Origin of the sequence: Roseateles puraquae (assembly GCF_002205845.1) — a bacterium.
Taxonomy (GTDB): Bacteria; Pseudomonadota; Gammaproteobacteria; order Burkholderiales; family Burkholderiaceae_C; genus Pelomonas; species Pelomonas puraquae.
The window spans coordinates 44,566-66,067 of record NZ_NISI01000002.1; the positions used below are offsets into that span (position 1 = coordinate 44,566).

General features: G+C 70.5%; 25 protein-coding genes. 14 read left to right on the forward strand and 11 right to left on the reverse strand.

Features of this window, described 5'->3' with window-relative positions:
• Positions 1-69: 69 nt before the first annotated feature.
• A complete protein-coding gene (gene panC, locus CDO81_RS07255; protein WP_088482522.1) occupies positions 70-906 on the forward strand; it encodes a pantoate--beta-alanine ligase in 837 nt (278 codons plus the stop codon).
• Here panC and CDO81_RS07260 read toward each other — a convergent pair.
• Positions 899-1,366, reverse strand: coding sequence for an FKBP-type peptidyl-prolyl cis-trans isomerase (locus CDO81_RS07260; RefSeq protein WP_088482523.1), 468 nt, complete (start codon positions 1,364-1,366; stop codon positions 899-901). The genes panC and CDO81_RS07260 overlap by 8 nt on opposite strands.
• 151 nt (positions 1,367-1,517) lie before the next feature.
• Here CDO81_RS07260 and CDO81_RS07265 point away from each other — a divergent pair, with 151 nt between their 5' ends.
• Positions 1,518-2,213 carry a peptidylprolyl isomerase gene (locus CDO81_RS07265; RefSeq protein ID WP_241516906.1) on the forward strand — a complete coding sequence of 232 codons (696 nt, stop codon included), beginning with the start codon at positions 1,518-1,520 and terminating at the stop codon, positions 2,211-2,213.
• Between the two features lie 19 nt (positions 2,214-2,232).
• Here CDO81_RS07265 and CDO81_RS07270 read toward each other — a convergent pair whose 3' ends face one another.
• Together CDO81_RS07270 and CDO81_RS07275 are read right to left on the reverse strand one after the other, a co-directional pair.
• Complete coding sequence (locus tag CDO81_RS07270; protein WP_088482524.1) at positions 2,233-2,661, reverse strand: type II toxin-antitoxin system VapC family toxin; 429 nt, start codon at positions 2,659-2,661, stop codon at positions 2,233-2,235.
• Positions 2,658-2,930 carry a FitA-like ribbon-helix-helix domain-containing protein gene (locus CDO81_RS07275; protein ID WP_088482525.1) on the reverse strand — a complete coding sequence of 91 codons (273 nt, stop codon included), beginning with the start codon at positions 2,928-2,930 and terminating at the stop codon, positions 2,658-2,660. The genes CDO81_RS07270 and CDO81_RS07275 overlap by 4 nt, the downstream gene beginning before the upstream one ends.
• Positions 2,931-3,124: 194 nt before the next feature.
• Between CDO81_RS07275 and CDO81_RS07280 the strand changes: the two genes are divergently transcribed.
• From CDO81_RS07280 to CDO81_RS07300, 5 genes are all read left to right on the forward strand, one after another.
• Positions 3,125-4,021: an alpha/beta fold hydrolase gene (locus CDO81_RS07280; RefSeq protein ID WP_206602080.1), complete on the forward strand. Its 897-nt coding sequence runs from the start codon at positions 3,125-3,127 to the stop codon at positions 4,019-4,021.
• A 25-nt stretch (positions 4,022-4,046) separates the two neighbouring features.
• On the forward strand, positions 4,047-5,096 hold the full coding sequence (locus CDO81_RS07285; protein ID WP_088482527.1) for a sensor histidine kinase: 1,050 nt from the start codon (positions 4,047-4,049) through the stop codon (positions 5,094-5,096).
• Positions 5,093-5,812, forward strand: coding sequence for a LytR/AlgR family response regulator transcription factor (locus CDO81_RS07290; RefSeq protein ID WP_088482528.1), 720 nt, complete (start codon positions 5,093-5,095; stop codon positions 5,810-5,812). The genes CDO81_RS07285 and CDO81_RS07290 overlap by 4 nt, the downstream gene beginning before the upstream one ends.
• A gap of 28 nt (positions 5,813-5,840) precedes the next feature.
• Positions 5,841-6,962 carry a 6-phosphofructokinase gene (locus CDO81_RS07295; protein ID WP_206602081.1) on the forward strand — a complete coding sequence of 374 codons (1,122 nt, stop codon included), beginning with the start codon at positions 5,841-5,843 and terminating at the stop codon, positions 6,960-6,962.
• Between the two features lie 127 nt (positions 6,963-7,089).
• Complete coding sequence (locus tag CDO81_RS07300) at positions 7,090-7,278, forward strand: hypothetical protein (protein ID WP_144397160.1); 189 nt, start codon at positions 7,090-7,092, stop codon at positions 7,276-7,278.
• Between the two features lie 38 nt (positions 7,279-7,316).
• On the opposite strand, the gene recG is transcribed toward CDO81_RS07300, so the two are convergent.
• Positions 7,317-9,383, reverse strand: a complete 2,067-nt coding sequence (gene recG / locus CDO81_RS07305) for an ATP-dependent DNA helicase RecG (protein WP_088483016.1) — start codon at positions 9,381-9,383, stop codon at positions 7,317-7,319.
• An 83-nt stretch (positions 9,384-9,466) separates the two neighbouring features.
• On the opposite strand from recG, the gene CDO81_RS07310 reads away from it, so the two are divergent.
• The 3 genes from CDO81_RS07310 to CDO81_RS07320 all read left to right on the forward strand — a co-directional run bounded on the left by CDO81_RS07310 (position 9,467) and on the right by CDO81_RS07320 (position 11,352).
• A complete protein-coding gene (locus CDO81_RS07310; RefSeq protein ID WP_088482530.1) occupies positions 9,467-9,838 on the forward strand; it encodes a COG4315 family predicted lipoprotein in 372 nt (123 codons plus the stop codon).
• 159 nt (positions 9,839-9,997) lie between these two features.
• On the forward strand, positions 9,998-10,513 hold the full coding sequence (locus CDO81_RS07315; protein ID WP_088482531.1) for an RNA polymerase sigma factor: 516 nt from the start codon (positions 9,998-10,000) through the stop codon (positions 10,511-10,513).
• The gene (locus tag CDO81_RS07320) at positions 10,510-11,352 is read left to right on the forward strand and encodes an anti-sigma factor family protein (RefSeq protein ID WP_088482532.1); all 843 of its coding nucleotides are present in this window, start codon (positions 10,510-10,512) and stop codon (positions 11,350-11,352) included. Before CDO81_RS07315 ends, CDO81_RS07320 begins: the two co-directional genes overlap by 4 nt.
• 16 nt (positions 11,353-11,368) lie before the next feature.
• Here the strand turns inward: CDO81_RS07320 and CDO81_RS07325 are convergent, their stop codons facing one another.
• The 3 genes from CDO81_RS07325 to CDO81_RS07335 form a co-directional block, all read right to left on the reverse strand.
• Positions 11,369-12,121 (reverse strand): substrate-binding periplasmic protein, encoded by a 753-nt coding sequence (locus CDO81_RS07325; RefSeq protein WP_158218182.1) that lies wholly within the window; start codon positions 12,119-12,121, stop codon positions 11,369-11,371.
• A 119-nt stretch (positions 12,122-12,240) separates the two neighbouring features.
• The gene (locus tag CDO81_RS07330; RefSeq protein ID WP_088482534.1) at positions 12,241-12,609 is read right to left on the reverse strand and encodes a hypothetical protein; all 369 of its coding nucleotides are present in this window, start codon (positions 12,607-12,609) and stop codon (positions 12,241-12,243) included.
• 17 nt (positions 12,610-12,626) lie between these two features.
• Positions 12,627-12,998 (reverse strand): TraR/DksA family transcriptional regulator, encoded by a 372-nt coding sequence (locus CDO81_RS07335; RefSeq protein ID WP_158218183.1) that lies wholly within the window; start codon positions 12,996-12,998, stop codon positions 12,627-12,629.
• Between the two features lie 129 nt (positions 12,999-13,127).
• On the opposite strand from CDO81_RS07335, the gene queA reads away from it, so the two are divergent.
• A complete protein-coding gene (gene queA / locus CDO81_RS07340) occupies positions 13,128-14,192 on the forward strand; it encodes a tRNA preQ1(34) S-adenosylmethionine ribosyltransferase-isomerase QueA (RefSeq protein WP_088482536.1) in 1,065 nt (354 codons plus the stop codon).
• On the opposite strand, the gene CDO81_RS07345 is transcribed toward queA, so the two are convergent.
• Both CDO81_RS07345 and CDO81_RS07350 read right to left on the reverse strand, forming a co-directional pair.
• Positions 14,144-14,749 carry an IMPACT family protein gene (locus CDO81_RS07345; RefSeq protein ID WP_088482537.1) on the reverse strand — a complete coding sequence of 202 codons (606 nt, stop codon included), beginning with the start codon at positions 14,747-14,749 and terminating at the stop codon, positions 14,144-14,146. The genes queA and CDO81_RS07345 overlap by 49 nt on opposite strands.
• Positions 14,750-14,754: 5 nt before the next feature.
• Positions 14,755-15,579, reverse strand: a complete 825-nt coding sequence (locus CDO81_RS07350; protein ID WP_158218184.1) for a substrate-binding periplasmic protein — start codon at positions 15,577-15,579, stop codon at positions 14,755-14,757.
• A gap of 43 nt (positions 15,580-15,622) precedes the next feature.
• On the opposite strand from CDO81_RS07350, the gene tgt reads away from it, so the two are divergent.
• From tgt to CDO81_RS07365, 3 genes are all read left to right on the forward strand, one after another.
• Positions 15,623-16,750: a tRNA guanosine(34) transglycosylase Tgt gene (gene tgt, locus CDO81_RS07355; protein WP_088482538.1), complete on the forward strand. Its 1,128-nt coding sequence runs from the start codon at positions 15,623-15,625 to the stop codon at positions 16,748-16,750.
• Between the two features lie 151 nt (positions 16,751-16,901).
• A complete protein-coding gene (locus CDO81_RS07360; RefSeq protein WP_088482539.1) occupies positions 16,902-17,651 on the forward strand; it encodes a PEP-CTERM sorting domain-containing protein in 750 nt (249 codons plus the stop codon).
• Between the two features lie 130 nt (positions 17,652-17,781).
• Positions 17,782-18,279, forward strand: a complete 498-nt coding sequence (locus tag CDO81_RS07365) for a hypothetical protein (RefSeq protein ID WP_241516907.1) — start codon at positions 17,782-17,784, stop codon at positions 18,277-18,279.
• A 23-nt stretch (positions 18,280-18,302) separates the two neighbouring features.
• Here CDO81_RS07365 and CDO81_RS07370 read toward each other — a convergent pair whose 3' ends face one another.
• Together CDO81_RS07370 and CDO81_RS07375 are read right to left on the reverse strand one after the other, a co-directional pair.
• On the reverse strand, positions 18,303-20,519 hold the full coding sequence (locus CDO81_RS07370) for a sensor histidine kinase (RefSeq protein WP_088482540.1): 2,217 nt from the start codon (positions 20,517-20,519) through the stop codon (positions 18,303-18,305).
• Positions 20,520-20,530: 11 nt separating this feature from the next.
• Positions 20,531-21,361 (reverse strand): phosphate/phosphite/phosphonate ABC transporter substrate-binding protein, encoded by an 831-nt coding sequence (locus CDO81_RS07375; protein ID WP_088482541.1) that lies wholly within the window; start codon positions 21,359-21,361, stop codon positions 20,531-20,533.
• Positions 21,362-21,502: the final 141 nt, after the last annotated feature.

Here is a 21,502-nt window from a genome sequence, read left to right on the forward strand (position 1 = left end):
CAGCAGCCGACGAGCCTCTCTGTGCCTCTGTGCCTCTGTGGCGCCTTTTGAATATCGATGGGACGCGCGATGCAAGTCATCCACACCACCGCCGAGTTGCGCGAAGCGCTCGCCCTTCACCGCCAGCGCGGCTTCGTGCCGACCATGGGCAATCTGCACGACGGGCACCTGGCCCTCGTGAGGCAGGCCCGTGAACTCGTGGGCCCGGCCTGCGCGGTGGTCGCCAGCATCTTCGTGAACCGGCTGCAGTTCGCGCCACATGAAGACTTCGACACCTACCCGCGCACGCTGGCGCGCGACTGCGAGCTGCTCGAAGGCGCTGGTTGCGATGTCGTCTTCGCGCCGAGCGAGGCCGAGCTCTACCCCGAGCCCCAGGGCTACAAGGTGGTGCCGCCGGCCGACCTGGCCGACATCCTCGAAGGCCATTTCCGCCCCGGCTTCTTCACCGGCGTGTGCACCGTCGTGCACAAGCTCTTCAACATCGTGCAGCCCACGCTGGCGGTGTTCGGCAAGAAGGACTACCAGCAGCTGATGGTCATTCGCCGCATGACGGCGCAGATGGCCCTGCCGATCGCGATCCATGGCGGCGAGACCCGCCGCAGCCCTGAGGGCCTGGCGCTGTCCTCGCGCAACGGCTACCTGAGCGAGGCCGAGAAGGTGGAGGCGCTGCGCCTGTCACGCACTCTGAAAGGCCTGATCGCCCGTTGGCAGGCCGGCGAACGCGACGTGCCGGCGCTGGAGGCCGAGGCGATGCAGGCGCTGCGCGATGCCGGCTGGGCGCCGGACTACGTCACCCTGCGGCGCCAGCATGACCTGGGCGCCGCCGCCGAAGGCCAGCCCCTGGTGGCGCTGGCCGCCGCGCGCCTGGGCAGCACGCGGTTGATCGACAACTTCGAGGTCAGTTGACCGCGGTCAGCTCGATGTCGAACACCAGCGCGGCGTTCGGCGGAATGACGCCGTTGCCCGCGCCCGTGCTGCCGTAGGCCAGGCTGGCCGGAATGGTGACGGTGCGCTTGCCGCCGACCTTCATGCCGGTCACGCCAGTGTCGAAGCCCGAGATGACGCCGCCGCCACCCAGCACGAAGGAGAAGCTGCCGCTGTCGAACTTGGTGCCGCGGGTGTCGGCCACGCGCACGTCATACAGATAGCCGCTGTAGGTCACGGTGGCAGTCTTGCCGCGGTCGGCCGAGGCGCCCGTGCCGACCGTGGTGTCGGTGATCTTGAGCGCGGTCACGCCGGTCCAGCCGTAGGGGTCGTTGTTGACGGGTGTGCCCGAGCTGCCACCGCCGCCGCCGCAAGCGGCGAGACCGAGGCTGGCGCTCAGGGCGAGCAGGAGAGCGGAACGGCGGGAAACGATCGAAGACATGCGTTGAACTGCAGCGGTAGTGGATGAAGCCGCGGATGGCGGCGCGCGGACTATAGCCAGGGCCGGTCAACGCCAGCGCCGGTAAACGCTTGTAAGCAGCGTCAACAGCCGCGCGTGCCGTGCGTTGAGCCAGCATTCCACGGGAGACACCATGCGTCAGCGAATCGCCACCCTGTTGCTTGCCCTGGGCACCGCCGCCCTGCTCAGCGCCTGTGGCGGCGGCGTCGAAGTGGAGGTGGGCGGCGGCGGTGGCGGTGGCGGCACGCCCTACCCGCAGCCCAACCCCAACCCCAACCCGCCCACGCTCTCCTGCAGCCCGGCGGGCCTCGCGGCCTCGGCGGCCAGCAAGTGGGGCACGGTGTGCATGCTGACGAGCAGCGGCGAGATCGTCGTGGAGCTCTACGACACCTACTCGCCGCAGACGGTGGCCAACTTCTACAAGTACGTGTCAGCGGGCTTCTACAGCAACACCCTCATCCACCGGGTGGACCGCGACTTCGTCATTCAGGGCGGCGGCTACACCAGTGGCATGGTGAGCAAGCCGGCGCTGTACGCGCCCATCAAGCTGGAGAGCAACAACGGCCTGTCCAACCTGCGCGGCACCATCGCCATGGCCCGCCGCAGCGACCCCGACAGCGCCACCAGCCAGTTCTTCTTCAACGTCAACGACAACACCAGCCTGGACTACCAGAGCCCCGCCAATCCCGGCTACGCGGTGTTCGGCCGCATCATCTCCGGCCTGCCCACGCTGGACGCCATCAACGTGGTGCCCACCTACACCTACAGCTCGACCGACATCGAGCCCCGCACCGAGGTGCTGGTGTACTGGATGCAGCGGCTGAAGTAGGCCGGTCGGGCCCTGCCCCTCAGTCGACCGCCTGCCAGGGGTTGATCACGGTCAGGCCGCAGCCGTCGAAGTCGTCGACATTGCGCGTGACCAAGGTGGCCCGGTGCGTCAGGGCGATGGCTGCAATCTGGGCATCGAACTGCGAGATCGGCTGCCCGGCGCTGCGGCGTCCGGCCACCAGAGCGGCGTAGGCGACAGCGGCTTGGCCGTCGAAAGGCAGCACGCGTCGGGCAAAGTCTTCATCGAACATGGCTTGCAGTTGCTCCTCCAACTGCGTCCGCCGACGGCCGCGCGGCAGCAGTGCGGCGCCATAGAGCATCTCGGCCTGGGTGACGGCACTGACGAAGAGTGCCTCCGCATGCCGCTGCGAGAACCAGCTCAGCACGTGGCCGTCGGGTGCGGCGCGCAGTAGCTCCGACAGCACGTTGGTATCGAGCAGCCACTTCATCCGCGGCGGGCTTTGGCGGGGGGCGTGCCCAGGGCCGGTGGCGTGCGCACGGCCTCGCGCGGCGCCAGGGGCAGGTCCACCCCACCCAGAGCCGAGAAGCGGGCCCGGATGCGTTGCGCCAGGTCCACCGAGGGCGCTGGCGCCTCGGCGAGGGCCTCCCGCAGGATCTGGCGGGCTTCTTCCTCCATGGATCGATTGCGGTGAGCGGCGCGCACGCGCAGGCGCTGCTTCAGGTTCTCGTCCAGATCGCGGATGGTCAAGCTGGCCATGTGGCCTCCCGTGCAATCAATGCAAGCATTGTAGGCATTGGCGGTTCTGAAGCCCGACCCACACCCGAACCGCCGCTCACCCGCACGGCTTGCCATTCGTCCGCGGCGCCCGCCGTTCGTCATCGGCCGGGCGCGCCGGGCGGCCGGAGGCGGCAACATGCGCTCCATCACAACACCTGCATGGAGATTCCCGCATGTCACGCCGCCGTTCCTGGATGGGTCTTTTTGCTGCCGCCGTCGCGATCGCCACGGCGCTGGGCGTGAGCCACAGCCGTGCCGCCACGGTTGAGTTCCGTGACCTGAAGGTCGAGGTCGTCGGTACCGGCCGTCCGGTGCTGATGATCCCGGGTCTGAACAGCGCCGCCAGCACCTGGACCGAGACCTGCGCCGCGCTGCAGCCCCAGGTGCAGTGCCACATCGTGCAGCTGCCGGGCTTTGCCGGCGCCCCGGCCGTCCAGACCGACGCCTTCCTGGACGGCATGCGCGACCGCCTGCTGGCCTACCTGGATGACCGCCAGCTCCAGCAGCCCGTGGTCATGGGCCACAGCCTGGGCGGGGCGCTCGCGCTCAAGATGGCGGCCGAGAAGCCGGGCCGCATCGAGCGGCTGGTCATCGTCGACTCGCTGCCCTTCTTCGCCGGCCTGCGCGGCATGTCGCCCGAGGCGGCCAAGGGCGCGGCGGCAGCGATGCGCCAGCAGATGCTCAACTCGACGAACGAACAGTGGGAGGCCGGCGCCCGCCAGGGCAGCATGGGCATGAGCCGCAACCCGGCCAACAACGAGCGCGTGGCCGGCTGGAGCCTGGCCAGCGACCGCGCCACCTCGGCCCAGGCCATGTCCGAACTCTGGGGTGAAGACCTGCGCCCGCTGCTGCCGAAGATCACCACGCCCACCCTCGTGCTGGGCGCCTGGGCGGCCTATGAGCCCATGGGCTCGACGATGGACAGCACCCGCAAGATCTTCGAGGGCCAGTATGCGGGTCTTGCGGGCGTGAAAGTGGCCATGAGCCAGCGCGGCTTCCACTTCCTGATGTGGGACGACCCGGAGTGGCTGGTCGGTGAAGTGAAGGGCTTCCTGGCCTCGGCCCGGTGATGTCCAGCGACCGGGGAGCGAACGCATGACGACAGGCCGGCGTGCTGCGCTGCAGGCGGCGGTGTGGGGCGGCTATGTCGTCATCTCGCTGGGCATGCTGGCGAGCTACCAGCCGGTCAGCGCTTCCTTCGTGTTCGTGATGGTGGCGCTGGGCGGCCTCTTGTGGCTGGCCACGGAAGGGCTGCGGGCCCTCGCCTTGCGCCAGGCCTGGCTGGACGCCAGCACCCGCGGCCTGTTGCTGCGCCTGGCGGTGCTGCCGCCGCTCGCCGCGCTGGCTGTGCAGGCCACGCTTTTCGGCCTCAACACGCTCGGCCTGGCGCTGGGCCTGCTGAGCTTCCCGCGGGGCACGCCGCAGGGCTGGGGCGTGCTGCTGGGCTACACGGCCAACACCACCATCATGCTGTGGCTGTGGATGTCGGTCTGGGTGGGCGTGCAGACGCTGAACCGCTGGCGCCTGGGCGAGATCGCCAAGTGGCAGGCCGAGGCCGCAGCGCGCGAGTTGGAGCTGCAGGTCTTGCGCGCCCAGATCAACCCGCACTTCCTGTTCAACGCGCTGAACAACCTGCGCGCCCTCATCAATGAAGACCCGGCGCGCGCCCGCGAGATGGTCAGCCGCCTGTCCAACACGCTGCGCCACACCCTGCAGCACAGCGCCAAGGCCCGCGTGCCGTTGGCCGATGAGCTGGCGGTGGTGCGTGACTACGTGGCCCTGGAGCAACTGCACCACGAGGAGCGGCTGCGCGTGGACTGGCGGGTCGACCCGGCGACCGACGGTGCCAGCCTGCCCCCGATGCTGCTGCAACTGCTGGTGGAGAACGCCATCAAGCACGGCATCGCCCGCACGCCCGGCGGCGGGGTGGTGGGCATCGACATCGCCCGCGACGGCCAGCGGCTGCGCATCCGGGTGGACAACCCGGGCGAGTGGCAACCTGGGGAGCCCGGCCGCGCCGACAGCACGGGCCTCGGCCTGGCGAATCTGCGCGAGCGGCTGCAGCGCGCCGGGGGCGAGGCTGCCGACTGCCGCATCGATGCGGCGGACGGCCGGGTCCAAGTCAGTGTGCAATTGAGCGCATGAAGATCGTCATCGTCGAAGACTCGCGGCTGGCCCGTCAGGAGCTGCGCACCCTGCTCGCCGCCATCCCGGATGCCGAGATCGTGGGCGAGGCCGCCGAACTCGCGGCCGCCCGCGAGACCATCGAGCGCCTGCAGCCTGAGCTGCTGCTGTTGGACGTGGAGCTGCCCGGCGCTACGGGTTTCGACCTGCTGGACCAGCTCGACCATGTGCCGCTGGTGGTGTTCACGACCGCCTACGACCAGCATGCGCTCGCCGCCTTTGAGCGCAATGCGCTGGACTACCTGCTCAAGCCCATCGCGCCTGACCGTCTGGAGGCGGCCCTGGCCAAGGCGCGCGAGCGGCTGCGCCCGCCGCCGGCCTCGGCCGCGCCGGTCACCGTCAAGGGGGCCGACGACATGGTCTTCCTGCGCGACGGCGAACGCTGCTGGTTCGTGCGCCTGGGCGACATCGCCGGCTTCGAGGCCACCGGCAACTACGCCCAGGCCTGGTTCAACGGCCAGCGCCCGCTCATCCACCGCACCCTCACCAGTCTGGAAGAGAGGCTCGACCCGCAGCTCTTCTTCCGCGCCAGCCGCAGCCACCTCATCAACCTGCGCTGGGTGCAGGCGATTGCGCCCTGGCACAACGACGGCTACCGCGTGACCCTGCGCGACGGCCACGAGGTGGAGGTGTCGCGCCGCCAGGCCAAGCTGTTGCGCGAGCGCCTGGAGCTCTGAGAAGCTCATACCTTCTAGACTTTTGCGCATGACTGCCTTGCATCAGCCCATCCGACGCATCGCCATCACCACCGGCGGCGGCGACGCCCCCGGGTTGAACGCGGTCATCCAGGCCGTCACGCGGTCGGCCCTGCAGCGCGGCTGGACCTGCGTGGGCATCCGCGACGGCTACGACGGCCTGCTGCGGCCCGAGCGTTATGGGCCCGGTGAGGGCCTGATCCCGCTGACGTTGCCGCGCGTGGACGGCATCGCCGCCCTCGGCGGCACGCTGCTGGGCTCCACCAACCAGGGCAATCCCTTCGCCTACCCGGTGCGCCAGGCCGACGGCAGCACCGCGCTCATCGACCGCTCGCAAGACTTGCTGGATGCGCTGTCGCGCGAGCGTGTGGATGCGCTGGTGGCCGTGGGGGGCGATGGGTCGCTGGCGATTGCGCATCGCCTCGCCCAGCGCGGCCTGCCGGTGGTGGGCGTGCCCAAGACGATCGACAACGACCTGGACGGCACCGTCACCACCTTCGGCTTCGACACCGCCGTGGCCTTTGCCAGCGAGTGCATCGACCGCCTGCACACCACCGCGGCCAGCCATCACCGCATCATCGCGGTGGAAGTGATGGGCCGCTATGCGGGCTGGATCGCGCTGCATGCGGGCCTGGCGGGCGGGGCGCATGCCATCCTGCTGCCGGAGCTGCCCTTCGACCTGGCCCCCGTGGCCGAGATGGTCCGGCGACGTGATGCACAGGGCCAGTCGCATTCGCTGGTCGTGGTGGCCGAGGGCGCACATCCGCGCGGCGGTGAACGGGCGCTGAGCGGACCGGCCGAGGCGGGGCATGCCGAGCGCCTGGGCGGCATGGGCGAGCAGGTCAGCCAGGCGCTGGCGCGGCTCGCCGGCAAGGACGCGCGCTGCGTGGTGCTCGGCCACCTGCTGCGCGGAGGCAGCCCCAGCGCCTTCGACCGCGTGGCCGCGCTGCGCTTTGGCGCCGCGGCGGTGCGGGCGCTCGCAGCGGGCCTGAGCGGTGTCATGGTGGCGCTCGACGGCAACACCGTGCGACCCGTGCCCCTGGCCGACGTGGCCGGCCGCATGAAGGCCGTGCCGCTGGACGGCGACACGCTCGCCACCGCGCGTGATCTGGGCATCTGCCTGGGTCAATGACCACTCGCCTGAGCCGCTGCGGCGTGCAGCCTGTCCCCGCGGACATGCAGCCCGTCGCATGACGGGCGACGCGCGGCGCGGCGTCGCCTACCCTGCGCGCCGTCATCAAACCAACAAGGGGAAGCCCATGAACCGCATCACGACCGCCGCCGCCGCTCTGACCGCCGCCGCCCTGCTCAGCGCCTGCGTCTTCGCGCCGCCCGTCACCACCACGACCGACTCCGCCTCCATCACTCGCATGAGCGAGCAGGCCGTGGCCACCTGCGGCGCGGGCAACGTCAAGGAAGTGAACGCCAAGAGCTTCACCTGCAAGTGAGTTGAGCTCGCGGCGGGCGCTTTGCTTCGCCGCGGGTTTCAGGCCTTCAGGAACTCGGCCTTGGTCCCCAGCCAGCGCATGACCTGTCGCTGCGCCGCCGCTGGATGCTCGTCCAGCAACCGCGGCGCGAGCGCACGGGCGGCCACCAGCAGCGGTGCGTCTTCCTGCAGGTCAGCAAAGCGCAGCAGCTCCGCGCCGCTCTGGCGCGAGCCCATGAACTCGCCCGGGCCGCGGATGTCCAGGTCGCGCCGCGCGATCTCGAAGCCGTCGGTCGTCTCGGCCATGGCCTTCAGGCGCGACTTGCCGGTGTCGCTGAGCGGCGGCGTGTAGATCAGCACGCACACGCTGGCCTTGGCGCCGCGCCCCACGCGGCCGCGCAACTGGTGCAACTGCGCCAGGCCGAAGCGCTCGGCGTGCTCGATGACCATCAGGCTGGCATTGGGCACGTCCACGCCCACCTCGATGACGGTGGTGGCCACCAGCACACTCATCTGGCCGCTGGAGAACTCGGCCATGACGGCCGCCTTGTCGGCCGGCGACATGCGGCCGTGCAGCAGCCCCACGTTCGTGCCGGCGAGTGTGGCGGCAAGCTCAGCATGTGTCTCCGTGGCATTGCGCAGGTCCACCGCCTCGCTCTCTTCCACCAGCGGGCAGACCCAGTAGACCTGGGCCCCGTCGGCCACCGCCATGCGGATCTTGTCGATGACGTCGTCTCGCTTGCTGTCAGTGAACACCTTGGTGACGATGGGGCTGCGGCCAGGCGGCAGCTCGTCGATGGTGGACACGTCCAGGTCGGCGAAGTAGGTCATGGCCAGCGTGCGCGGGATGGGCGTCGCACTCATCATCAGCATGTGAGGTTCGAGGGCCATCGCCTTGAGCTTCTGGCGCAGGGCGAGCCGCTGCGCCACGCCAAAGCGGTGCTGCTCGTCGATGATGGCCAGCCCCAGCCGCGCGAACTTGACCTTGTCCTCGATGACCGCATGCGTGCCCACCACGAGCTGGGCCTCGCCCGAGGCGGCGGCGTCCAGCATCTTCTGGCGCGCCTTGCCCTTCACGCTGCCGGTGATCCAGGCGATCTTCAGCCCCAGCGGCTCCAGCCAGCCCACCAGCTTGCGGAAATGCTGCTCGGCCAGGATCTCGGTGGGCGCCATCAGCGCGCACTGCCAGCCCGCATCGATCGCAACCGCCGCCGCGAGCGCGGCCACCACCGTCTTGCCCGAGCCCACGTCGCCCTGCAGCAGCCGGTGCATGGGCTGCGGCCGGGCCAGGTCTTGCGCAATCTCCTCGGCCACCCGCTGCTGGGCGGCGGTCAGCTGAAAGGGCAGGGCGCCCAACAGCTGCTCGTGCAGCCCGCCGGGCCTTGCCTGCAATGCCGGCGCCACCAGCCGGGCGCGCTCTCGCTGGGCCTGCAGCTGCGACAGCTGCTGGGCCAGCAGCTCCTCGAACTTGAGCCGCTGCCAGGCCGGGTGGCTGTGGTCTTCCAGCGCGGCGAGCGAGGCGCTTGGCGGCGGGTGGTGCAGGTAGTGCAGGGCGTCCTTCAACGGTGGCAGCCCGCGCGGCACCACGCCCTCGGGGAGCAGCTCGCGCAGGTCGGCCCGGGCCAGGCCCGACGCCACGGCCTTGCGCAAATAGGCTTGGGGCAACTGGGCCGAGGCGGGGTAGACCGGGGTGAGCGACTGGGCCAGCGGCGTGGTCTCGTCCACCACCTTCACGACCGGGTGCACCATCTCCCGGCCGAAAAAGCCCACGCGCGCCTCGCCCCGCACCCGCAGCCGGTCAGCGCCCGACATCTGCTTCTGCTGCGACGGGTAGAAATGCAGGAAGCGCAGCAGCAGCGTCCCGGTGTCGTCCTTCAGCCGCACCAGCAGCTGGCGGCGCCCGCGCATCTCGACCTGGCAGTCCACCACCACGCCCTCCACCTGAGCGGCCTCGCCCTCGCGCAGCGCGGCAATCGGGGTGAGGCGGGTTTCGTCCTCGTAGCGCATCGGCAGGTGCAGGGCCAGGTCGATGTCGCGCACCAGGCCGAGCTTCTCCATGGCCTTCTGCGGGGCCGATTTGGTGACGGTCTTGGCGGGGGCGGGGGGCTGGGCGGCGGCCTCGGGCATGGTCGTCATTTTGCGGGCATGGAATAGTTGGCGCCTCTGGCGTGTTCACCGTCATGTCCCCTCCACTTTTCATGGGTCTCGACATGAACCTTCGTCTCCTCGCCGCTGCGGCGGCCCTTGCCCTGTCCGCCTGCGCCTCGGCACCGCCGGCGCCGGCCACCGTGGCTGACGGCGTCTTCGTGGGCGCCAACGGCATGACGCTCTACACCTTCGACCGCGACGCCGCCGGCAGTGGCAAGAGCGTCTGCAACGGCCCGTGCGCCACCAACTGGCCCCCGCTGATGGCGGCTGCCGGTGCGGCGGGCAGTGGCGACTGGAGCGTCATCACCCGCGACGACGGCAGCAAGCAGTGGGCCTACAAGGGCAAGCCGCTGTATTTCTGGGCCAAGGACCAGAAGCCCGGTGACCGCACCGGCGACGGCTTCAACAAGGTCTGGCAGCTCGCGAAGCCTTGATGAGCCCCCCGACTGGTCTTGCCCCGCTGAACGCGGGCAACCCCACCCGGCCCCCCGAGGGGGCGGCGATGCTTGGCGGCTTGACCGCCAAGCACATCGCCAGTACGGGCCGGCTTGGGAGCGGCCCGGCGCTCGGCCCGGCGTAAGTGAGGACCCGCCGTGGCCGTCGAACAACTGCTGCTGCATATCCCGGCCCTGCGCCGGTATGCGCGGCTGTTGACGGGTGACGCCACGCGGGCCGACGACCTGGTGCAGGACACCCTGGAGCGCGCCTGTCGCAAATGGAGCCTCTGGCGCCCGGGCACGGCGCTGCGGCCCTGGCTGCTGTCGGTGATGCACAACCTGCACCTGAACCAGCTGCGCGATTGGCACCTGGACGATGGTCATGCCCTGCTCGACGACCTGCCCGAGCCCCTGGACCCCAGCGCCCCGGCCGGCGACCGGCTCGACCTGGAGCGCGCCCTGGCTGCACTGCCGCCAGGGCAGCGGGCGGTCATGCTGCTGGTGGTCGTCGAGGAGTACACCTATGCCGAGGCTGCCGAGATTCTGGGCGTGCCGGTCGGCACCGTGATGTCGCGCCTGCACCGCGGGCGCGAGGCGCTGCGCATGCGCCTGGCCCCCGCCGCCACCCCGGCCGGCGCCCAGATCGTGAACCTGGCGCGAGTCAAGCGATGAGTTCTGCCTTTCCTCCCCCCCCGCCCGCGCTGCCTGACCGCGAGGCGCGGCTGCATGCCTTCGTGGATGACCAGCTGTCGCCCGAGGCGCGCGCCGCGGTGCTCGACGAGCTCGACGCCGATCCCGCCATGGCGGCCCGCGTGGCGCAATGGCAGGCCCAGCGCCAGGGCCTGCGCAACTTGGCGCGCGACTGGCCGCTGGACGACACCCCGGCCGACTTGACCGGCATCGTCATGCGCGCCGCGTCGGCCCAGCGCTGGCGGCGGCTGTGGCCACAGGCGCTGGCCGCCGGCCTGCTGCTGTCGCTGGGGCTCGCCGGCGGCTACCAATGGGGCCGGCATGATGCGGCTGGTTCCGCCTGGCCGGCGCTTGCCGCGGGGCGCAGTGCCAGCGTGCCCGAGTTCGCCCGCCAGGCTGGCGTGGCCTACGCCGTCTACAGCACCGAAAAGCGCCATCCGGTGGAGGTCTCTGCCGCCGAGCAGGCCCATCTCGTGCAGTGGCTCAGCAAGCGGCTGGGCCGGCCGTTGACCGTGCCCGTGCTGACCGACCGAGGCTACGCCCTGCTCGGCGGCCGCCTGCTGCCGGGCGACGCCACCCAGCCAGGCAGCCCGCGGGCCCAGTTCATGTACGAGAACGCGGCGGGTGACCGTCTCACGCTCTACGTGGCCGTGTTCGCGCCAGGTGCCGCGCCGGCCGCAGCCGAGTTCAGGCTGCTGCGGCAGGAGGGCCGCACCACGCTCTACTGGGTGGATGGGGACTTCGGCTACGCCCTCAGCGCCCAGCCCGCGGTCGAGCTGCAGCCGCTGGCCCAGCGGGTGCACGAGCAACTGGCCGGCTGAGGGCCGCCGCGCGCCGTCAGCGGAAATAGCGCTGGCGCAGCCGCTCGTAGCGGCCATCGCGCTTGAGCGCGTCCAGCGCCGCCTGCAGTCGCCGCACCAGGGTGGCGTCGGTGTCCAGCCGCAGGCCGTAGAAGTAGCTGCGCGCGCCGTCCTGCTCCATGACCGGTTGCAGCGTGGCGTAAGGCAGGTTGAGCTGCCGCAGGTTCCAGGCCGCTGCCCAGTCCAGCAGCGCGATGTACTCCATGCGACCGGCCAGCAGCTTGCGCAGGTTGGTGGCGTCATCCAGCCCCTGCTCCAATTGCAGCCCCGGCTTGAGGCCGGTGGCCTGCAGCTGGCGGTCGGCCGCGGAGTCGCGCACCACGCCGATGCGGGCACTGCCGAGCTCGCTGAACTGCGTCATCGCCAGGTCGGTGCGGCTGGCCAGGCGGTAGATCAGGATGCGGCGCGGCGCGATCGGGCCCACCCACTGGTACAGCGCCTCGCGCTCTGGCGTGCGCGTCAGCGAGAACAGCACGCTGCGGCCTTGCGCTTCGGCGGCCTGCACGGCGCGCTGCCAGGGCATGACCTGCAGTTCAAGCGGCACGCCCGCCTGAGCGGCCATCAGCCGCAGCAACTCGACGCTGAAGCCCTGGGCGACTTGTTGCTCGTCCAGGTAATTCAGCGGCGGCAGGTTCTCGGTGATGCCCTGCAGCGGCAGCTCGGCCGGCCCCGCAAGGGCAAGGCAGGTTCCGAGCAAGGCGGGCAGGGCGAGGCAGGAGCGGCGTCTCACGGCGGCAGGCAAAGGCCGCCGCAGTCTAGGGGCCGCTCATGACAGTTCTCTTGGCAGGTCAGCCGCGGGTGTGCGATTTGTCCCAACCTGCGGCGGGAGCACCTGGAGCACTTGGCAGCTCAGCTCGGTGTCGGCACGCCGGCCATGCGGTCGTGGGCCAGGAAGAACTGGCGCGCCATCGCCAGCAGCTGGCCCTGGCTGAGCTCGGCCGCCGGCCGGTAGTCGGCGATGTGCGGCGCCAGCTTGGGGCGGTGGCTTTCGACGTAGTGACGGAACTGGCTGATCACGACATGCGAGCCCGTGACCAGCACCTCCGGCGTGTCCTGCAGCGCCTGGCAGAGCGACTCGTACAGCGCCTGCTCCTGGCGGTGCGTGTCGCCGTGGCTGTGACGCTCATGCGCGTCGATGCGGGCGGCGTGCACTTGGTGGGCATCGAAATGCAGCACCTGGGCGTGATGGTGGTCAAGATGGACGACGGCGTGGAACATGGCTTCTCCTGTGGGGTTCAGTGATGGGCTTCGGCGGCAGCCTGGCAGCCCAGGCAGCGCAGGGCCTGGGGCTGGCGCTGCAGCCGGTCGAAGGGAATGGCGTCGCCGCAGTCGGTGCAGCGGCCGAAGCCGGGGCTCTTGAGCCGCACCAGCGCGTCGTCCAGCGCCTGCAGTTCAGCCAGCAGATGGCTGTCGCGCGCCTGGTCCAGCGCCCGGTCGGCATCGTGTTCGCGCTGGTCGTGCGGGTCATCGGCCAGCAGCGCCGCGGCATGGGCCACGCGGCTCGCGCCTTCGCGCTGGGCCTGCAGGGCGGCCTGCACGCGCTGGCGCGCCAGCGTCAGCTCGGCTTCCAGCAGGGCATGTTGTCCGGGGGTGAGGGCTGTGGGCATGGGGAACCTCCTGGAACCCATGCTGTCAGCCCGGCTGCCGCGCTGCCTTGAGCTGCATCAACACCGGGCGATGGGAGAATGCGCGCCCCCACGAACTTCTTGGTACGGGTCTGTCCGGCCCTCAACGACATGTCTGCTGCTGCGCCTGCGACCTACACGGTTGCTGACTTCGATTTCGACCTCCCGCCCGAGCTGATCGCCCAGCATCCCGCCGCCGAGCGCAGCGCCTCACGCCTGCTGGACGGCACCGGCCCGACGCCGGTGGATCGGGTCTTCCGCGACCTGCCTGGCCTGCTGTCGCCGGGCGACCTGCTGGTCTTCAACAACACCCGCGTCATCAAGGCGCGCCTGTATGGCATCAAGGCCACGGGCGGTCACGTGGAGGCCCTGGTCGAGCGCGTGCTGCCCGGCACGCAAGAGGTGTGGATGCACCTGCGCGCCAGCAAGAGCCCCAAGCCGGGCAGCCGGGTGCGCTTTGCCGAGGCCTTCGATGCCGAGGTGCTGGGCCGCTGCGGGCCCGACAACGGCCTCTTTCACCTGCGCTTCGACGGCGACCCCTTCGCGCTGCTGGAGGCCCACGGCCATGTGCCGCTGCCGCCCTACATCGAGCATGCCGACAGCGCCGATGACGAGCGCCGCTACCAGACGGTGTTCGCCAAGGAGCCCGGCGCCGTGGCAGCGCCCACGGCCGCGCTGCATTTCGACGAGGGCGTGCTGGCCGCACTCACCGCGCGCGGCGTCGAACAGGCGCATGTGACGCTGCATGTGGGCGCCGGGACCTTCCAGCCGGTGCGCGTCGAGAAGATCGACGAGCACAAGATGCACAGCGAATGGTTCGAGGTGCCGCAGGCCACGGTCGAGGCCGTCGCCGCCTGCCGGGCGCGTGGCGGCCGGGTCGTCGCGGTGGGCACCACCACGCTGCGGGCGCTGGAGTCCGCGGCACGCGACAGCACATTGCAGGCCGGCGCGCGCGAGACCGACATCTTCATCACGCCCGGTTTCGAGTTCCGCGTGGTGGACCGCCTCGTCACCAACTTCCACCTGCCCAAGAGCACGCTGATGATGCTGGTGAGCGCCCTGGCCGGCCATGCGCACGTGATGGCGCTGTACCGGCATGCGATCGCCGAGCGCTACCGGTTCTTCAGCTATGGCGATGCAATGCTGCTCTCGCGCGCCCAGGCCACCCGGCCCTGAGCGACCTCGTCGACCGCCGCCGTGAACGCAGCGCGGCCGGTGACGGGCAGCGAGAAACGCATGCTCACGCGCGCGGCATGCGCCACGTCCAGCAGCTGTGCGCCGTGCTGCTCGGCCAGGCGGCGCAGCCGGCCTTCCAGCTCATAGGGCAGCTCGCAGCCGAGCTCCATCTGCGGCACGCGCTCGATCTTCTCGGCCGTGAGCAGCGCCTGGGCGATGCAGTCGGTGTAGGCCCGCACCAGACCACCGGCGCCGAGCTTCACGCCGCCCCAGTAGCGCACCGCCGTGGCCAGCACGCCGTCCAGGCCCTGGTGGCGCAGCACGTCGAGCATGGGTCGGCCGGCGGTGCCGCCGGGTTCGCCGTCGTCGTTGGCGGCCGAGTGGCCACCGGCGAGCAGGGCCCAGCAGACATGGGCTGCGCCGGGGTGCTCGGCGCGCAGGGCGGCCACGCGGGCCAGCGCGGCAGCGCGGTCGGCGCAGGGCTCCACGCAGCCGAGAAAGCGGCTCTTCTTGACGACGAGTTCATGCCGCGCGGGCGCGGCCAGGGTCAGGGCCATCGGAGTCAGTCGCCGCGCAGCAGCATGACGCTGGCGCCATAGTCGCCAAAGTGGCGCTTGATCAGGCTCTGCAAGGTGCCGTCCTGGCGCATCGAGGCCAGGGCCTGGCGCAGGCGCTGGCGGTCGGCTTCGGGCAGGTTCAGGCTCAGCGCCATGCCCACCAGCAGGCGCTCGTTGGGCGCGGGGTCGAGCACGCGCGGCGGCCTGGTGCCCTGGAAGGCCGCCTTGACCTCGGGGATGGCGGACGGCGCGGCGATCAGACCATCGGCTCGGCCGGCGCGGAACATGCGTACCGCGCCCTGGAAGTCGCTCGCCTCCACCAGCCGCCCCTGCTCGCGCAGGCGCTGCGCCCAGGCGCCGAAGGTGGGCCCGTAGGCGTAGCCGCGCACGCCCAGCAGCTTGAGCCCCGGGCGGGCATCGAAATGTGCGATGCCCTGCACACCGGTCGTGGCCGTGCCGTGCAGCACGAGCTGGAAGCGCGCCTGCAGATAGGGGTGGATCTCGGCCACCTCGCGCCGCTCCGGTGTGATCACGGAGGACAGCGTCAGCTGCAGCACGCCGCGGCGCATCTGGTCCCAGATGCGCAGCCGCGACTCGACCACGCTGCGCAGCTCGCAGCCGGAGCGGCGCTGCAGCTCCTGCAGCATGTCCAGGTCGAGGCCGTGGGGCTCGGGTTCTTCTTCATAGAAGGGGGCCGAGAGGTACAGGCCGGCCACATGCGGGCCGCAGCGCGGCGGGCCCTCGGTGGCCCCGGCCGCGCCCCATCCGAACGCGCCTGAACAGGCGAAGAACGCGGCAAAACGCCGCCAGGACGGGCTTCGGCGAGGCATGGCGCATTGTGGCCCAGGCCCTGGCTGCGACAATCCGCGCCCCATGCTGAAGTTCGAACTCCTCAAGACCGAAGGCCGCGCCCGCCGCGGCACGCTCACGCTCAACCATGGCGTCGTGCAGACGCCCATCTTCATGCCGGTGGGCACCTACGGCACGGTCAAGGGCGTCACACCGCGCTCGCTGAACGAGATGGGCGCGCAGATCATCCTGGGCAACACCTTCCACCTGTGGATGCGGCCGGGCCTGGACGTGGTCAAGCAGTTCGGCGGCCTGCACCGCTTCGAGAGCTGGGGCAAGCCCATCCTGACCGACTCCGGTGGCTTCCAGGTCTGGAGCCTGGGCGCCATGCGCAAGATCAGCGAGGAAGGCGTCAAGTTCGCCTCGCCGGTCAATGGCGACAAGCTGCTGCTCACGCCCGAGGTCAGCATGCAGATCCAGACGGTGCTCAACAGCGACATCGTCATGCAGTTCGACGAATGCACGCCCTACGAGACCAAGGGCGTGCTGACCACCGAGCGCGAGGCCAAGGCCTCCATGGAGCTGAGCCTGCGCTGGGCCAAGCGCTGCATCACCGAGTTCCAGCGCCTGGAGAACCCGAACGCGCTGTTCGGCATCGTGCAGGGCGGCATGTACACGAACCTGCGCGATGCCTCGCTGGCCGGCTTGGCCGAGCTCGACCTGCCCGGCTACGCCATCGGCGGCCTGAGCGTGGGCGAGCCCAAGGCTGAGATGCAGCGCATCCTCGATCACACCGGCCACCAACTGCCTGCGAACAAGCCGCGCTACCTGATGGGCGTGGGAACGCCCGAAGACCTGGTCGAGGGCGTCAGCCAGGGCATCGACATGTTCGACTGCGTGATGCCCACCCGCAACGCGCGCAACGGCCATCTCTTCACCCGCTTCGGCGACCTGCGGCTGCGCAACGCCCGCTACAAGGCCGACGAAAGCCCGGTCGACCCCACCTGCAGCTGCGAATGCTGCACCGGCTTCAGCCGCGCCTACCTGCACCACCTGGACCGCTGCGGCGAGATGCTCGGCCCCATGCTGACCAGCGTCCACAACCTGCACTACTACCTGAACCTGATGCAGGAGATCCGCGACGCGCTGGACGCTGGCCGTTTCGAAGCCTGGCGGGCGCAGTTCCACGCCGACCGCGCCCGGGGCGTCTGACGCTGATCGGGCTGCACCGCCCGCCCGACTGAGGGGTGCGCCACCCCCCGCACCCGGGTGGGAGGCCGGCGCAACCGATGGGCGACGTCCTTGGACAATCCAGCGTCCGAGGGTTGGCTTTCGTCAACCCCTAGAACAACAAGAGGTCTGGATGTCCTTCGCACCCAAGCTGGCCCTGGCGGCCCTGATTTCCTTCGGCGGCGCGGCCCAAGCGCTGCCGGTGCTGGCGTCGAGCGACGCCAATGGCTGGGCGCTGTCGAGCAGCGCGTCGGCCGTGACCGCGAGCGCCGCGGATGGCGCCATCACTGGCGAGGCCCTACGCTTCACCGGCAACAGCGACAGCGCCGCCACCCGTCAGCTCGGCCAGGCGGTGAGCGCCAGTCGTGTCGTCGTGCAGTTCGACCTGCAGTTCGACACAGGTAGCGTCGACACCAACGACTTCCTGGGCCTGTGGCTGGGCAGCAGCACCGGCCCGAACATCGGCCTGAAGGGCAACTGTGATGGCGCCGCGGCCTGCAACGGCAACGGGGCCGACCTGTTCGTGCGCACCACCGGCACCAGCGGCAGTTTCTCGACGCCCATCGTCGTGGGCCAGACCTACCACCTGTTCGGCCTGCTCGAGAAGGTCAACGGCTCGGTCAACTACAACCGCTATTCGCTGTGGGTGAACCCCACGGGTGCCGAGATGGCCGGCTTGACCGGTGCCGACGCGGTCTTCAGTGACAACTCCGGCATCAGCAGCTTCAGCACCATCGGCTTTCGCAGCGTCAACCTCGACGCGGGCGACGCCGTGCTGGTGGACAACCTGAGCATCAGCACCGTGCCCGAGCCGGCCACGGCTGCGCTGGCGGGCCTGGCCTTGTTCGGCGTGGCCGTCGCCAGCCGCCGCCGCGCGCGCTGAACCGCTGCCGGCCGCGTGCCGGTGTTTAGAAGTCCGCCCCTGGGTCGCCGCCCGAGGTGGACTTTCGCTTTTCGGGCGGCGGTGCCCGCTGACCTTCGCCACGGCCCGCCAATGACGGCAAGATGCGACCGTGCTGAAACTGCTGCTCGCGCCCCTGCGCTGGATCTTCCGGGTCGTCTTCGCCCTCCTCATCCTCTTCGAGGAATGGGGCTGGGAGCCGCTGCGGCGGGCCTTCGCGCTGTTCGCGCGGCTGCCGGTCATCCGGCAGATCGAGGCCCTGCTCAAGCGCCTGCCGCCGCGCTGGGCCTTTGTCGTGCTGCTGTTGCCCAGCCTGCTGATCCTGCCAGTCAAGCTGGCTGCGCTGTGGCTGGTGGCGCAGGGCCGCGTGGTGCTGGGCGTGGGCGTGGTGGTGCTGGCCAAGGTGGTCGGCACGGCGCTGCTGGCCTGGTTATTCCAGCTCATCCAGCCGGCCCTGATGCAGCTGCCTTGGTTCGCGCGGCTGCATGCGCGATGGACGGCCTGGAAGGCCGAGCTGCTGGCGTGGATTCGAGCCAGCGCGGTGTGGCGCACCGCGCGGGCGATGAAGGCAGAGGTGCGGCGTGCCTGGCGGCGGCTTCGCGGCCGATGAGCGGCCGATGAGCGGCGCCGGGGTCAGGGCGCCTGCATGGTGGGCAGCCGCACGGTGACCCGCGTGCCCCGCTGCGGCTCGCTGGCCAGTTGCAGGCTGCCGCCCATCAGCTCGACGATCTCCTTGACGATGGCCATGCCCAGGCCCGTGCCGGGAATCGCGCCTGACTTGTCGGCGCGGTAGAAGCGCTCGGTCACACGCGCGAGCTCCTCCGGCGTCATGCCGATGCCTTCGTCCTCGATCTCGATGTCGGCATGCCCGTTGTCCAGTGCCTGCACGCGCACCATCACCCGGCCGCCGCCCGGCGAGTACTTGTAGGCGTTGGACAGCAGGTTGCGCAGCGCCTGGCCCAGCTTGCTGGCGTCCACGCGCACCCACTGCGGGGTGTCGCACAGCTGCAGCTCGGCGGCTGCCCGGCCCTCCGGGGCGCCGAAGTCGTCCACGGTCTGGCGCACCAGGTCGCGCAGGCAGACCGGCGCGAACTCGAAGTCCAGTGCGCGGCGCGACTCGATGCGGGCCAGGTCGAGCAGCTCGTTGAGGATGTCCACCATGGCCCGGCTCTGGCGGTGGATGCGCTGCAGCAGGTCGGCCTGGGTCTCCGGCGACATCTTGCGGTGCAGCAGCAGCTCCGAGAAGCCGTAGATGCTGGTCATGGGCGTGCGCAGCTCGTGGGCGGCCGTGGTCAGGAACTCGCTCTTCAGCCGGTCCAGCTCGAACTGCTGGCTCACGTCGCGGATGTGCAGCATCTGCGACGTCTGCGAGCCGCCGCCGTCATGCAGCGCAAAGCTCAGGATGCGCGGCATGGGCCGGGCCATCTGCACCGTGCGCGGCTGGTCGCGCAGCTCCTGCAGGCGCAGCGGGCGCTGGCTGTCGGCATGCTCGATGCGGCCCTGCAGCAGGGCTTCCAGCCCGGCCTCGTCCTGGCCCAGCACATGCCGGTCGCCAAGGGCGGTGAGCAGCGCGCACGCCGGGCTCACGTACTGCACGCGGCGTTCGGCATCGAAGGAGATGAAGCCGTCGGGGCTGAGGTTGAAGATGGCGCGCAGCTGGTCGGCCTGCTGGCGCAGCCGCACGACGAGGTCGCCCACCTGTCGCGACAGCGCCTCCACCGCGTTCACCTGCCGTGCATCGGCTGGCGCACCGGCGGAGCCCAGCAGCTCGCTCATGGTGTGCATCGCATGCGCGCGGGCCGAGAGCTCGGCGCGCAGCTGGTTCTCCAGGGTCTGCTGCTCGGTCACGTCGCGCAGCACCAGCACCACGCCGGCAGCCTCGCCCTGGTCACCGCGCACACGGGTCAGGCTGGCTTCCAGCACCTGCTCGCCCCGCTCGAAGCGCCGGCCGCGCCAGCCTTCATCGCCCGGCGCCTGCAGCGCCTCGGCCAGCTCGGGCAGCAGGGCCGCGGCCGGCTGTCCGAGCAGGGCCTGGCTGGGCTGGCCCAGCAGGCTGCCGAGCACGGGGTTGGCCAGCACCACATCGCCCGCGAGGTTGACGGCCGCCACGCCCTCGGCAATGGAGGCCAGCGTGACGGCGGCTTGCGCGCGCTCGGCCTGCAGCGAGGCCGCCACCTGGTTGAGCACCTCGAAGGTCTTCTGGAACTCCAGCGGCGCCTCGCCCGAGGCGACCGGCTGGATGCGGGCATCGCCCTGCTGCAGCTGCGCGCCCAGGGCCTGGATGCGGGCGAGCTGCCCGAGCCAGCGGCGCAGCGGCCACCACACCAGGGCCGCGCCCGCGACCAGCCCCAGCAGCGCCAGCACCAGGCCCATGCGCACCACCTGCCAGATGTCGGCGGCGACCCGCTCGCTCCACACATGCAGCCGGGTGATGCCGTAGTCGCGGCCACCCACCACGATGGGCGTGTTGATGACGTCCAGCTCGGCGGCCACGCGGTTCACCAGCCAGCGCGGCGGCGTGGGGCTGGGATGGTCCTGGCGCACCACCTCGATGCGGGCGCCTTTCAGGTCGATGAACGCGGCGCGCTCGAACAGGGGGTGCGCGATGGTGCGGTCCAGCGTGCGCTTGATGGTGTCGTAGTCGCCGATGACGGCGGCGTCCGACACGGCGGGCGCCAACATCGACGACAGGGCTTGTGAGCCGACCTCGGCATCGTCCAGTGTGGAGCGCACCTCGTAGGTCAGAAAGGCGCCCAGGCCGACGGTGATCAGCAACAGCAGTGCCGCCACATAGAGCAGCATGACGCGGCTCAGCAGCGAGCGGGGCAGCAGGGGGACGAAGCGCGGCACGGCCCAGGATCTCAGCGCAATGCGGCCGGTGCCGACAGGTAAAAGCGCCGATAGGGCGCGTACTCCCGGCCGTCCGAAGCGATGAAGACCGCGTCGGCCGGCAGGCCGATGAGCTTGTTCACGCTGGCCAGGATCTCCCGGCCCTGCGGATCGCTGGCCATGCCGACGAAGGCCCGCGCCACCGCCTGAGCGTCGCGCTCGGGCACCTTGGGCGCCACCATCAGGGCCAGGTCGTGATAAGGCTCCGAGGTCCACAAGGTGCGAAAGGCCTTGCCCTCGCGTTTGGTGTAGCCCTCGGCCAGTTGGGAATTGGCGCCCACGGCAGCCACCTTGCCGCTGAAGAGCTGGGCGAAGGCGCCGTCCATGTTGCCGCCAAAGACGCTGCGCACCTGGACCTTGCGCTGCAGCAGTTGCGCGTACGTGGTCTTGTAGGCGATGAAGGCCTCGGGGCCCGGGAAGCCCACTTCCTTGCCCGCCAGCTGGGCCAGGTCGGTGATGGGCGAATCGGCCGGCACGACGATGACGCCATGCAGGGCCGGCGTGTTGCGCCGGCCGAAGACCTTCCAGCCGAGCTGCTCCCGCTCGGGGCTGAAGAGGTGGTTGGTGAAGGCGAAGTCCACTTCCTGCGCCAGCACGTAGGCGGTGGTGTCGGCCGAGGTGCGTCCGAGCTTGAGCGTGAGCTTCACGCCCGCCTTTTCGGACACATAGGCCACGATGGGGTTCCAGTACGACGCCGCGGTGGCGATGTTGGCCTGGTTGACCGGCGAGAAGCGGTATTCGGTCTGGGCAGCAGCCGGCAGGGCCAGCAGGCCCGCTGCCAGCAGGGCGATCAGGGACTTCATCGGGAGGCTCCGTCAGCGCGATGGCGGCGCGCCTGATGGAAATTCTGGGTGCGCCGCGCGCCCGGCTGCTTGGCGCTCAGTCAAGAAAAAGTCGCCGGCCCCCGACCGGGGCGCAAAAGCGTGAACTTCTGCGCAGCGTGG

Coding starts and splice junctions, on each gene's coding strand:
- panC (WP_088482522.1), top strand. CDS start 70: ATGCAAGTCATCCACACCACCGCCGAGTTGCGCGAAGCGCTCGCCCTT.
- CDO81_RS07260 (WP_088482523.1), bottom strand. CDS start 1,366: ATGTCTTCGATCGTTTCCCGCCGTTCCGCTCTCCTGCTCGCCCTGAGC.
- CDO81_RS07265 (WP_241516906.1), top strand. CDS start 1,518: ATGCGTCAGCGAATCGCCACCCTGTTGCTTGCCCTGGGCACCGCCGCC.
- CDO81_RS07270 (WP_088482524.1), bottom strand. CDS start 2,661: ATGAAGTGGCTGCTCGATACCAACGTGCTGTCGGAGCTACTGCGCGCC.
- CDO81_RS07275 (WP_088482525.1), bottom strand. CDS start 2,930: ATGGCCAGCTTGACCATCCGCGATCTGGACGAGAACCTGAAGCAGCGC.
- CDO81_RS07280 (WP_206602080.1), top strand. CDS start 3,125: ATGTCACGCCGCCGTTCCTGGATGGGTCTTTTTGCTGCCGCCGTCGCG.
- CDO81_RS07285 (WP_088482527.1), top strand. CDS start 4,047: ATGACGACAGGCCGGCGTGCTGCGCTGCAGGCGGCGGTGTGGGGCGGC.
- CDO81_RS07290 (WP_088482528.1), top strand. CDS start 5,093: ATGAAGATCGTCATCGTCGAAGACTCGCGGCTGGCCCGTCAGGAGCTG.
- CDO81_RS07295 (WP_206602081.1), top strand. CDS start 5,841: ATGACTGCCTTGCATCAGCCCATCCGACGCATCGCCATCACCACCGGC.
- CDO81_RS07300 (WP_144397160.1), top strand. CDS start 7,090: ATGAACCGCATCACGACCGCCGCCGCCGCTCTGACCGCCGCCGCCCTG.
- recG (WP_088483016.1), bottom strand. CDS start 9,383: ATGCCCGAGGCCGCCGCCCAGCCCCCCGCCCCCGCCAAGACCGTCACC.
- CDO81_RS07310 (WP_088482530.1), top strand. CDS start 9,467: ATGAACCTTCGTCTCCTCGCCGCTGCGGCGGCCCTTGCCCTGTCCGCC.
- CDO81_RS07320 (WP_088482532.1), top strand. CDS start 10,510: ATGAGTTCTGCCTTTCCTCCCCCCCCGCCCGCGCTGCCTGACCGCGAG.
- CDO81_RS07330 (WP_088482534.1), bottom strand. CDS start 12,609: ATGTTCCACGCCGTCGTCCATCTTGACCACCATCACGCCCAGGTGCTG.
- CDO81_RS07335 (WP_158218183.1), bottom strand. CDS start 12,998: ATGCCCACAGCCCTCACCCCCGGACAACATGCCCTGCTGGAAGCCGAG.
- queA (WP_088482536.1), top strand. CDS start 13,128: ATGTCTGCTGCTGCGCCTGCGACCTACACGGTTGCTGACTTCGATTTC.
- CDO81_RS07345 (WP_088482537.1), bottom strand. CDS start 14,749: ATGGCCCTGACCCTGGCCGCGCCCGCGCGGCATGAACTCGTCGTCAAG.
- CDO81_RS07350 (WP_158218184.1), bottom strand. CDS start 15,579: ATGCCTCGCCGAAGCCCGTCCTGGCGGCGTTTTGCCGCGTTCTTCGCC.
- tgt (WP_088482538.1), top strand. CDS start 15,623: ATGCTGAAGTTCGAACTCCTCAAGACCGAAGGCCGCGCCCGCCGCGGC.
- CDO81_RS07360 (WP_088482539.1), top strand. CDS start 16,902: ATGTCCTTCGCACCCAAGCTGGCCCTGGCGGCCCTGATTTCCTTCGGC.
- CDO81_RS07375 (WP_088482541.1), bottom strand. CDS start 21,361: ATGAAGTCCCTGATCGCCCTGCTGGCAGCGGGCCTGCTGGCCCTGCCG.